Source organism: Terriglobus sp. YAF25 (assembly GCF_052113305.1).
Taxonomy (GTDB): domain Bacteria; phylum Acidobacteriota; class Terriglobia; order Terriglobales; family Acidobacteriaceae; genus Terriglobus.
The window spans coordinates 1-10,722 of the sequence record NZ_JBFRCY010000249.1; the positions used below are offsets into that span (position 1 = coordinate 1).

Annotated in this window: 8 protein-coding genes; 3 read left to right on the forward strand and 5 right to left on the reverse strand. The window is 58.8% G+C overall.

Features of this window, described 5'->3' with window-relative positions:
- The first annotated feature begins 193 nt into the window (after positions 1-193).
- Entirely contained in the window at positions 194-2,548 is a 2,355-nt protein-coding gene (locus tag AB4043_RS12130) for an Orn/Lys/Arg decarboxylase N-terminal domain-containing protein (RefSeq protein WP_442307149.1), read from the forward strand.
- Between the two features lie 169 nt (positions 2,549-2,717).
- On the opposite strand, the gene AB4043_RS12135 is transcribed toward AB4043_RS12130, so the two are convergent.
- Positions 2,718-3,479, reverse strand: coding sequence for a fumarylacetoacetate hydrolase family protein (locus AB4043_RS12135; RefSeq protein WP_442302286.1), 762 nt, complete (start codon positions 3,477-3,479; stop codon positions 2,718-2,720).
- Positions 3,476-4,225 carry a fibronectin type III domain-containing protein gene (locus AB4043_RS12140; RefSeq protein WP_442302285.1) on the reverse strand — a complete coding sequence of 250 codons (750 nt, stop codon included), beginning with the start codon at positions 4,223-4,225 and terminating at the stop codon, positions 3,476-3,478. The genes AB4043_RS12135 and AB4043_RS12140 overlap by 4 nt, the downstream gene beginning before the upstream one ends.
- Positions 4,226-4,660: 435 nt before the next feature.
- On the opposite strand from AB4043_RS12140, the gene AB4043_RS12145 reads away from it, so the two are divergent.
- The gene (locus AB4043_RS12145) at positions 4,661-5,155 is read left to right on the forward strand and encodes a helix-turn-helix domain-containing protein (protein WP_442307150.1); all 495 of its coding nucleotides are present in this window, start codon (positions 4,661-4,663) and stop codon (positions 5,153-5,155) included.
- Between the two features lie 198 nt (positions 5,156-5,353).
- Here AB4043_RS12145 and AB4043_RS12150 read toward each other — a convergent pair whose 3' ends face one another.
- Positions 5,354-5,929: a 5' nucleotidase, NT5C type gene (locus AB4043_RS12150; RefSeq protein WP_442302283.1), complete on the reverse strand. Its 576-nt coding sequence runs from the start codon at positions 5,927-5,929 to the stop codon at positions 5,354-5,356.
- A 149-nt stretch (positions 5,930-6,078) separates the two neighbouring features.
- Here AB4043_RS12150 and AB4043_RS12155 point away from each other — a divergent pair, with 149 nt between their 5' ends.
- Positions 6,079-7,722: a DHA2 family efflux MFS transporter permease subunit gene (locus AB4043_RS12155; protein ID WP_442307151.1), complete on the forward strand. Its 1,644-nt coding sequence runs from the start codon at positions 6,079-6,081 to the stop codon at positions 7,720-7,722.
- A gap of 264 nt (positions 7,723-7,986) precedes the next feature.
- Here AB4043_RS12155 and AB4043_RS12160 read toward each other — a convergent pair whose 3' ends face one another.
- On the reverse strand, positions 7,987-9,405 hold the full coding sequence (locus AB4043_RS12160; RefSeq protein WP_442302281.1) for an outer membrane beta-barrel protein: 1,419 nt from the start codon (positions 9,403-9,405) through the stop codon (positions 7,987-7,989).
- A 109-nt stretch (positions 9,406-9,514) separates the two neighbouring features.
- Positions 9,515-10,549, reverse strand: a complete 1,035-nt coding sequence (locus AB4043_RS12165) for an aldo/keto reductase (RefSeq protein ID WP_442302280.1) — start codon at positions 10,547-10,549, stop codon at positions 9,515-9,517.
- Between the last annotated feature and the right edge of the window lie 173 nt (positions 10,550-10,722).

A 10,722-nucleotide genomic window follows, 5' to 3' on the forward strand; every position in this document is an offset into this window, starting at 1 on the left:
ACCGAATTTGCCCGCGCGATTCCTTAATTAACGTGGCTTTCGAACCCACCCTAGCGTTGCGAGGGTGGGGCACCCGGATTATTTGTCGAGTTAGAAGAAAAATGGGGGCAACGGAGCACTCGCCTCAACCCGCAGATTAGCCCGTGCCCGCTCACACATAAACCACGCAATCGCGATAGCATACATAGCTGGTATGAGTGAAAAACGCTGGGTCCTTTTGATCGCCTCCGAGGTTGGGGGCACCGAATCTGTATCCGACCGCGCCATGGGGCGTTTGGTCGAAGCCATCTCCGACGAGGGCTACGACGTCGTCCGTACGACGACCCCCGAAGATGGCCTGTCGCTGGTCATCTCGGACCCCTCCTACTCCGCGGTTCTGCTGGACTGGGACCTCGAAGGCGACAGCCAGTTCGAAGAGCGCGAGGCTGTGCAAATTCTGCGCGCCGTACGCCGCCACAACAAAAAGATCCCGATCTTCCTCATCGCCGACCGCACCCTGGTCAGCGAGCTGCCGATCGAGGTTGTCAAGCAGGTGCACGAGTACATCCACCTCTTCGGCGATACCCCGGCCTTCATCGCCAACCGTGTCGACTTCGCCGTACAGCGCTACCACGAGACCCTGCTGCCGCCCTACTTCCGCGAGTTGAAGAAGTACACCGACCAGGGCGCCTATAGCTGGGACGCTCCCGGGCACATGGGCGGCGTGGCCTTCCTGAAGCACCCCATCGGCATGGAGTTTCACCGCTTCTTCGGCGAGAACCTCATGCGTTCGGACCTCGGCATCTCCACCGCTCCGCTGGGAAGCTGGCTCGACCACCTTGGACCTCCGGGAGACGCCGAGCGCAATGCAGCCCGCATCTTCGGCGCGGACTGGACCTTCTTCGTCCTGGGCGGCTCGTCGAACTCCAACCAGATCGTCGGTCACGGCGTCATCGCGCAGGACGACATCGTCCTCGCCGACGCCAACTGTCACAAGTCCATTTGTCACTCGCTGACCGTCACCGGAGCTCGGCCCGTCTATTTCAAGCCGACGCGCAATGGCTACGGCATGATCGGCCTGGTGCCGCTCAAGCGCTTCAGCCCGAAGAACGTGAAGGACCTTATCGCGAAGAGCCCGTTCTGCAAGGGCGCGGCCTCGCAGGAGGCGACCTACGCCGTCGTCACCAACTCCACCTACGACGGTCTCTGCTATGACGTGAATCGCGTCGTGAAGGAGCTGGCCGCCTCGGTTCCGCGTGYTCACTTCGACGAGGCCTGGTACGCCTACGCCAAGTTCCACCCCATCTACAAGGGCCGGTACGCCATGGGCGTACCGGAAGATATGGCGAACCGTCCGGCGATCTTCGCGGTGCAGTCTACGCACAAGATGCTGCCGGCCTTCAGCATGGCATCGATGATCCACGTCAGCCTCTCGGACCGCGCCCCGATGGACTTCGACCAATTCAATGAAGCCTTCATGATGCACGGCACCACTTCGCCGTTCTATCCACTGATCGCCTCGCTCGACGTGGCAGCGGCCATGATGGATGAGCCCTCGGGCCCGACGCTGATGGAAGACACCATCCAGGATGCCATCAGCTTCCGCAAGGCCATGTCTTCGGTCGCACATCGTCTGCGCGCCACGGAAGATAACGGCGACGGCTGGTTCTTCCGGCTGTTCCAGCCGGAGTCGGTCACCGATCCCGCCAGCGGAGAAACGCATCTCTTCGAAGAGGCTCCGGACGAGTTGCTGGCCACTAATCCCTCCAGCTGGACGCTGAAGCCCGGCCACGACTGGCACGGCTACCAGGACGCCGATATCGCCGACGAGTACTGCATGCTCGACCCCACCAAGGTCACCATCCTGACCCCGGGTGTCGACGCGCAGGGCACCATAGCCGACTGGGGCATCCCCGGCGCCATCCTGACCGAGTTCCTCGACTCGCGTCGTGTGGAGATCGCCCGTACCGGCGACTACACCGTGCTGGTGCTCTTCAGCGTGGGCACATCGAAGGGTAAGTGGGGATCGCTGCTCGAGAACCTCTTCGAGTTCAAGCGCCTCTACGACAGCGAAGCTTCGCTGGAAGAGGCGCTGCCCGAGCTGGTAGCCCGCTTCCCGCAACGTTACCGCAACTCGACCTTGAAGGAGCTCTCCGACGAGATGCACGAGGCCATGATCGAGCTGAACCTCGCCGGCCTGGTCAACGCCGCCTGCGACGAAGACTTCGATCCCGTGCTGACGCCGGCGCAGACCTACCAGAAGCTCGTCCGCCACGAAACCGAGCGCTTGCCATTCGCCAAGATGGCCGGCCGCATCGCCTCCGTGATGCTGGTTCCCTATCCTCCGGGTATCCCGATGTCGATGCCCGGCGAGCGGCTGGGCGGACCCAACAGCCCGGTCATCAAGCTGATTCTGGCGATGGAAGAGTTCGGCAAGCGCTTCCCGGGCTTCGAACGTGAAGTCCACGGCATCGAGGTCGACGGCAACGGCAACTACTGGATGCGCGCCGTGATTGAGAAGGGCGTCCGCGGCAAGAAGAAGAAATCGCGTCAGTCAGCGGCGAAGTAAGACATAAAACCCACATCCTGCCGGGTGTGGGTTTTATGTTTAAGGCCAATCGCTCCGAGGCTTTTTGGGTTTGTCATCCCGTAGGGAACTGCTTTGTCTTACTTCTGGGCAGAGTAAAAAAGCAGATTTCTCCGCTATCGCTACGAAATGACAAACAAAATGCTTACCGCTACCCAACAACATTCTTCAACGAACCAATCCCCTGGATCCGCACTTCCACCGTGTCACCGCTCTGCATCGGCCCAACGCCGGCCGGCGTTCCAGTAGGAATCAGGTCGCCCGGCTCCAGCGTCATCACCGCAGTGATGTAACGCAGCAACTCCGGAATCGGGAAGATAAAGTCGTGTGTCTCACCGTGCTGGCGAACTTCTCCGTTCAGCAGCGTCTCCACGGTGATGGAACCCTGAAGCGGATTCACCTCATCGGTCACCAGAGGCCCCACCGGGCAGGAGGTATCGAAGCCCTTCCCGCGCGTCCACTGTCCATCGGCCTTCTGGATATCGCGCATGGTGACATCGTTCACGATGGTGTAGCCGCGGATGTAGCCGCGCACATCCTCATCCGGCCCGATGCGGCTGGCTCGTTTGCCGATGACGATGCCAAGCTCTCCCTCGAAGTCCAGGCGCTGCGTAATAGCCGGCTTCCAGATGGCACCACCCGGAGCCAGCAAGGCCGACGGAGGCTTGAGAAAGAGCAGCGGCTCCCTGGGTACGTCATTGCCCATCTCGGCGGCGTGGTCACGATAGTTGCGTCCTACACAGAGAATCTTCGACGGCTCGACCGGCGCCAGCAGCCTGGCTTCATCCAGAGCAAGACTCTCCGGCACGCCGTTGGCCAGGCCTTCAAAGCTGGAAGCACGGGCGACGATCCGGTCTCCTTCAATACGTCCATAGGTGGGCTGTCCATCGGCGACAAATCGGCAGTACTTCATCGCATCTCCTCCGCGACTGGTTCGCTCTTACCGCTCTCATTGCCGGCACGGTCCACCGCCGCAACGCGATAGCGATACTGTTTGCCTTTTATAGCCGTCGTGTCAGTAAACTGCGGCGCGGTGACAGGCATGGCAGTCAGGCGAAGCTCTCCGGAGTCATCCACGCGATAGACCAGGTATCCTGCCAGGTCCATCTCAGTTCCCGGCTGCCAGGAGAGAGAGATGCCTGACTCAGAGGACAGGGCCTCCACGGACTGCGGCACCGCCGGCGGCGTGGTGTCCCGCAGGATACCCGTATCCAACTCCGTGACTGCGCCTGCCACCCAGATCTCGTCCGTACCCAGCCGCAGACGGCGGCGCCGCTCAAGGCGATATACGTAGCGCTGCCCTGCCTCTGCCGTCGCGTCAACAGCACCGCCAGGGTCTCCCTGCGTTACAGGCACGGCTAGGACAGTCTGTTGTTGCTGCGCTTGCTTGCGCTCGAGCGATGTCTTCTTTTTGGGTTGTGCTTTATCCGGCTCGATGCGCTCGATCCGGACCTCGTCAAAGGGCGTGGCCGACGGTGTCCAGCGCAGCAATAATCCCGTGCCTCCAAGTGATGCCTGCAAGCCCTGAATCTGCTCCGGAGCGTCTCCGCCGGCGACCGTTACTGGCTTCGACCATCCCGCCGCGCGGCCACCCGCATTTGTGATGCGAACCTGGTAGTGCACCTCCACGGATGCACCAGAAGCAAGATTCTGAGGCAACGTGTCTTGTAAGTTGTTGATCTTACTTATTGGCATTTTGATCACAGGCGCACACTCTGATGTGCCTTCGCTGCGGCAGATTTCCACGTTGGAGTCGCGGTCCAGGGGCTCATTATCGGTTGTCGTCTTCGGGAGCGTGAGATGGAGCGTCACTCGGGTTCCCTGTCGAACTGCTGAAAGATCGTTAGGAACGCGCGCAAGATGAAGTGACGGTGGTTTTGGCGGCCCGGGATTCGCACAGCCCATTGCCGCGAAAAGGGAGCAAGATGCACATAAATAAGCTTTTCTTTGCTTTAGTCGCATCCGTCTCGAAACCAGCACCACCACCTAGAGACTAGCATTCCGTTCTTGGTGTTTCCGCCGTAAGAAATTTACTGACTGGCCAAAATCCGATGTTCGCGACATAACGTATCCCCTTGCAGGAGAGAAAAACGCATGTCCCTTACCGCATCCCTTCCGGAAGATCCCGTCTCCTCGGACCCAATTTCAGGCGCTGCCGAATCTAGCATTCAGGAAAAACGCCTTGGCGAACGGGTCAAGGCGCTGCGCCTGAAGAAGTCCATGGGCCTGGTAGAGTTGGGGCGCCACACCGGTCTCTCGGCGAGTTTCCTCTCGCAGATTGAGACTGGCCGCGTGGTACCGACCCTGCGCAATCTGGCACGCATTGCCCTGGTCTTCGCCAAAGACCTCTCCTACTTCTTCGAGCCGGAGCCACGACCGCTCTTCCGCATTCACCGCGCCAATGAGCGTGTGAAGATGCCGCAGTCCGGCACGGAGAACCCGGCCTACTATTTTGAAAACCTGGGATACCTGGTTCCCGATCGCCAGCTCGACCCCTATCTTGCCGAGTTTCTGCCACCGCAGCCGGGCCGCGAAACGCGCGCTCATCAGCACACCAGTGCGTGGGAGAAACCCACGCCCGCGCTTTGATCATCAGCATGCAGGGAATACAGCAGGTGGATCCAGCACAGCGGCCGCCCACGAACGGACCAAACGGTTCCAGGCGGCTGTCTGTGGTGAATCGGCCGCAACAAAGCGCCTGAAGCATCAGGACCCGATGCTCCACCCGATTCGAGCTTCGCTCGAATGTCCACTCACGCTTCGCGCCCAAATGTGCGGATGCGCCTTCTACGGGATCAGCTTTTCCTGCAGGCCGCCGGAACCAACGGCAGACCCCAGGAAGAGCTCTTCCACATCGAGCCAGTTATTTACCCGCCGGTAGCCCTTGATCAGCTTGTTGTGCGGCGAGGTGAACAGGATGCCTTCGCCTTTGAACCGCCGGAACTGACGGGGATTATCGTCGATCAGATAATCCGCGTCGATGATTCCCTTGTCGCCGCAGAAGACGATATGAGAAGGCGGGAGGAAGGGGAAGTGGCGCTCCAGCCAGCGGAACTTCGCCGCGAACGAGGTGGGCACTTCCATGGCGGCCGAGGCGATAAAGACCTCATACCGGGCCTGCAGCGCCTGAATCACCCGCTGCGCATCTTGCATGATGGGCAGGTCGGCGAAGAAGTCCTCACTGGACAGGTACTGCTGCAGCACATGGTGGCGGTCGACCGAGACGACGTCCCAGAGCCACTTGCCGGTGAGATCTTCTTTCGTAATCTGCTCAGCGTGGTCGCGGTTGTAGCGGGCAATGTGCTCACCGAGCGTGTCCGCCATCACCTCGTCCATATCGATTGCGATTCTTTTCAGCGACATAGAACTTCCCTAACGATCCTACCGCGCCCCGCCTGTGCAGGAAACCTCCGGGGTGTTAATGGGGCTCCTGCGGCCGGTGAATAAACTGCATCGGAGCGGTAACCGATACATCCAAACCCTAGCAACGAACCCTATTTTTGCCGGAACTTATGAGCGCTACAGCGACCCTGGACGAAACTACCTCCGCGCCTGCCGCCCCAGCACAGCCATGGCGTCCCAAGATCAACCCCTGGGTCATCGCCATGACGGTCACACTGGCCACGTTCATGGAGGTGCTGGATACCTCGATCGCCAATGTGGCGCTGCCGCACATCGCCGGTGGCCTGGGAGCCAGCCAGGATGAAGCGACCTGGGTACTGACCGCCTACCTGGTGGCGAACGCCATCATCCTGCCCGCCGGCGCCTACATGACGACCTTCATCGGTCGTAAGAAGTTCTACATGATCTGCGTGGCGCTCTTCGGCATTTCGTCAGCCCTCTGCGGTCTGGCGCCCTCGCTGCCGCTACTGGTCTTCTTCCGCATCCTGCAGGGTGTAGGAGGCGGAGGTTTGGCGCCATCGGAACAGGCCATCTTGGCCGATACCTTCCCACCCGAGAAACGAGGGCAGGCCTTCGCCATGTATGGCCTCGCCGTGGTCGTGGCTCCAGCCATTGGACCGACCCTCGGTGGATGGATCACCGACAACTACGACTGGCGATGGATTTTCTTCCTCAATGTGCCGATCTGTCTGGTGTCGCTCTTCCTTACAAGCCGCATCGTGGAAGATCCGCCGTATGTCCACAAGCAGGTCGCCGAGGCACAGAAGGGTGGCATCAAGCTCGACTTCCTGGGCTTTGCCCTGCTGGGGATGACCTTCGGTTCGCTGGAGTTCGTGCTCGATAAGGGACAGGAAGACGACTGGTTCTCGTCACGCGCCATCACCTTTTTCATCGTGCTCATGGTCACCGCCTTCATCACCATGATCTGGTGGGAACTGAAGCAGCTTCGCACCGGTCACCGGCCGATCGTGAACCTGACGCTCTTCAAGCGTCCCAACTTCTCCATCAGCTTCATCCTGATGTTCGTTCTTGGCTTCACGCTCTACGGAACTACCATCCTGATTCCGCAGTTCGTGCAGACGCTGCTTGGCTACACAGCAGAGCTCGCCGGCAAAGTACTGTCACCCGCGGGCTTCATGATGATGGCGATGATGCCGGTTGTCGGCTTCCTTTCAAGCAAGGTCGATCCACGCAAACTGATCGCCTTCGGCTTCACCTCGCTGACCCTAYCCCTGATCAACATGGCAAGGCTGAACCTGGATGTCAGTTATGGAACGCTGGTCATCATGCGTATGTTCCAGGCCTCCGGTCTCGCCTTCCTGTTCATCCCGATCAATACGATCGCGTACATCGGCGTGAAGCAGAGTGAGAACAACGACGTCTCCGGTCTGACGAACCTTGCCCGAAATGTGGGTGGAAGCTGCGGTACCGCCTTTATGGCCACCATGCTCACGCGCCGCATCGCTGCGCATGAGAACTCGATGATCCGCAACCTGACACCTGGCGATAGGAATTTCATGGACCGTGTGCACTCCTTCGCCGACTCCTTTGCCGGTGGCAACGGAGGCTCGGACTCTCAGGGGGCACTGCATACGGCTCAGGCTTATATCTACAACCTGCTGCACCGTCAGGCATCCGCTCTGGCGTACATCGACGTCATTCGCTACCTCACGATCTTCTGCGCTCTCATGCTGCCGCTGCTGTTCCTGATTCCGCGGCCGCCGAAGGGCGCCAGCCCATCGGCAGGACACTAAAACCACAGTTCGAGATCCCATTCATTGCGGGATCTTCGAGCAAAGCTCGAAATGGTGGGAGCCGTGGCCTTCAGGCCACGGTTTACTGAGCTAAAAAAGATGGGCTTTAAAGCCCTGGGCCTTTTCTATCCAAGAAAACAAAAGCCCATTTATTTCTTATGCTTTGTCAGCGGGCTGAAGCCCGCTGCTCCCACCTACCGATCAACCTCATAAGCAAAAAGAGGCGGCCACACGGGCCGCCTCTTTCGTTTCGAACCGCCGACGTCAGAACTTGTAGATCAGATCTACACCAAAGAAGAACTGGTTCCGTGCAGCCCCTCCGTCGTATCCACGCCGGTCCCACGAATGATCGAAACGAACTTCAGGCCGAAGCAGAATCGTGCTTCCGATGTACTGCGTTGCGTAAAAGGTGTTCTCGGTATATTTGCCCGCGATTCCGGTCCGCTGTCCCTTCTTGTCGTTCAACAGGTCAGAACGAAAGCCGAGATAGAGCTTCGGATTCATCTGTCGGTTGACGTAGTTCACCACCGCATACTCCGGAGCCATACACCGCAACTGACCCGCCGCGCAAAACGCTCCGTTAGCGCCGGTCTCTGTCGCAACCGGATTGCTGACATTGCCGGCGACATTCGGCACCTCGCGCTCGTACATGTACCAGGCCTCGGTCGCCGTATGCCACTTCGCATTGAAGCGGTGGTACCACGTCGCGTCGTAGTGCTGCAGGTTGTTGTAGGCATACTTGCCATCGTTGATACCGTTGGCGCAGGCATAAAAATTGTCGTGATTACTCCTGGTGGAGTAGTTCAGACAGGCAATCGCTGAGGGCTTACGATCGTCGGACCACGGAGCAACATCATGCCCCGCGGACACACCCAACTGCACCATCCACTGTTTATTCAGCTTCAGCGAACCGATGATGCCCGTATCCGTAAAGGGATCGATGGTGTAGAGCAGCGAGTGCGTCATGTTGTAGTTATTCGGCGCGAGCTGCGCTTCGATGCCCGGCACAGAGAGGAAACGGCCGATACGGATATTCAATCCCTCCTTCACTGGGAAGTAGAGATCGGCGTACTCCAGTGCCGGGTCGAAACCGTACTTCTTGTTGCGCTGCAGTAACTGCTGGCTGAAGTAGTCCTTCGCTGTGGTGAAGCGATAGTCGATACCGTAGAACGCAGTGAAGTGATATCCGAAGTCGAAGTGTTTCTTCTGCACGGTATCGGGAAGGCGTTCTACATAAACGACGGCCTGATTCAGCTCAAGACGATTGGGAAAGATGTCGTATGAGACCGGAAAGCTCGTCGTGCTCGATGTACTTGCGTTCACGCTCGGCGCAATCCAGCCATAAATTTTAGTGCGTGAGTTCTGTTTCTTCAGTGCTGTCATCAACGGATAAGCGTTGCCATCCGGTACACCGATCGCGGGGGAACCACCATAGCCCCAATCGGAATTTGGGAACGGTGGGGAGTTCAACGGTGTATCCAGCGCTCTGCGCTCCGGCGCGGGTCCTCCCGGCAGCTTCCCTGTCCAGTCGGCTTTGTAATAACCACCGAGCCGCTGAAAGAAATTTCCGGATAATACATCCTGCTGTTGCCCCTCTTGTGCCTGGCTGCCCGCAGCACCGAGCAAAACAAAACCCGCGCATAGAACGCGGGCCAAACCGATATTCCGACAACCGTAATTCATAATGCTCCTGCCGCCCTGGCGGATCCTCAGGGCAGCAGGTATGAGACTAGGTCTGTACTCAGTAAAAAAGCCGTAGAGAAGTCGCTAAAAGATCGTAAGGACTAGCGCCTTACAGCAAGTCCGGATTGCGTTCCGGGAACTGGCGTTGGTGCCAATAGGGATACGCTGCGGTCACTTTGCTGGCTTCATTCAGCTTCGTCAACTGCTCCGGAGTAAGCTTCCAGCCAACAGCTTTGAAGTTCTGCTTCAACTGCTCTTCGCTGCGTCCACCGATGATGACGGTCGATACGGTTGGCCGGTGTAATACCCAGTTCAACGAGACCTCAGGGACAGAGGTTCCGGTCTCCTGCGCAATCGCCTCGATGGCATCGACGACGTTATACAGATGTTCGTCAGAGACCTTCGGGCCCGCTTCGATCATCTTCTCGTCGTTCAGGCGGCTGGTTGTGGGCTTTGGCTTATTACGGCTGTACTTTCCGGTCAGACGCGCCCATCCCAGCGGAGACCACACAGCCGTGCCGACCTTCTCGCTCTGGCCTAGCGGCATCAACTCCCACTCGAAGTCGCGGCCAATCAGCGAGTAATAGCTCTGCTGCACGACGTACTTCGCCCAGCCGTAACGCTCGCTGATAGAGAGAGACTTCATCAACTGCCAGCCGGAGAAGTTCGAGCAACCGATGTAGCGGATCTTACCTTCCTCGACGGCTCTGTTGAGGGTGTACAGCGTCTCCTCAATGGGCGTCATGGCATCGACCTCGTGCATGTAATACACATCGATGTAGTCCGTTCCCAGSCGCTTGAGGCTGCCTTCGATCGATTGAATGAGATGACGCCGCGATTGGCCGACATCATTGATGCCCTTGCCAAAGCGGAAGGTCGCCTTGGTGCCGATCACAAGCTGTGAGCGATCCAGATGGCGGATCGACTCACCCAGTACCTTTTCGCTCTCACCGTCGGAGTACACATCCGCGGTGTCGAAGAAATTAATTCCGGCATCGACGCAGAGGTCGACGATACGTTTCGCCGCGTCGCCCTCCATCAGACCCCATTCCTTGAAGAACTCGCTGTTACGCCCGAAGGTTCCCGCTCCGAAGCAAAGTTCGGAGACACGCAGACCAGAGTTGCCCAGCAGTCTGTATTCCATGCAGATTCACTCCTTATGCACAAGGGATGCACCACAGACGCCATCGGACGCATCCCCGGTTTTCCGTTATCCTCGACCGAGTCATGTCCCGTTCTGAATCTCCCACGACGCGTCCCGGCTATTTGAACCGTAACAAACAGAGAGTCATCGGCAAAGCTGCCTGGGTCGACTCC

Coding starts and splice junctions, on each gene's coding strand:
- AB4043_RS12160 (WP_442302281.1), bottom strand. CDS start 9,405: ATGAATTACGGTTGTCGGAATATCGGTTTGGCCCGCGTTCTATGCGCG.
- AB4043_RS12145 (WP_442307150.1), top strand. CDS start 4,661: ATGTCCCTTACCGCATCCCTTCCGGAAGATCCCGTCTCCTCGGACCCA.
- AB4043_RS12150 (WP_442302283.1), bottom strand. CDS start 5,929: ATGTCGCTGAAAAGAATCGCAATCGATATGGACGAGGTGATGGCGGAC.
- AB4043_RS12135 (WP_442302286.1), bottom strand. CDS start 3,479: ATGAAGTACTGCCGATTTGTCGCCGATGGACAGCCCACCTATGGACGT.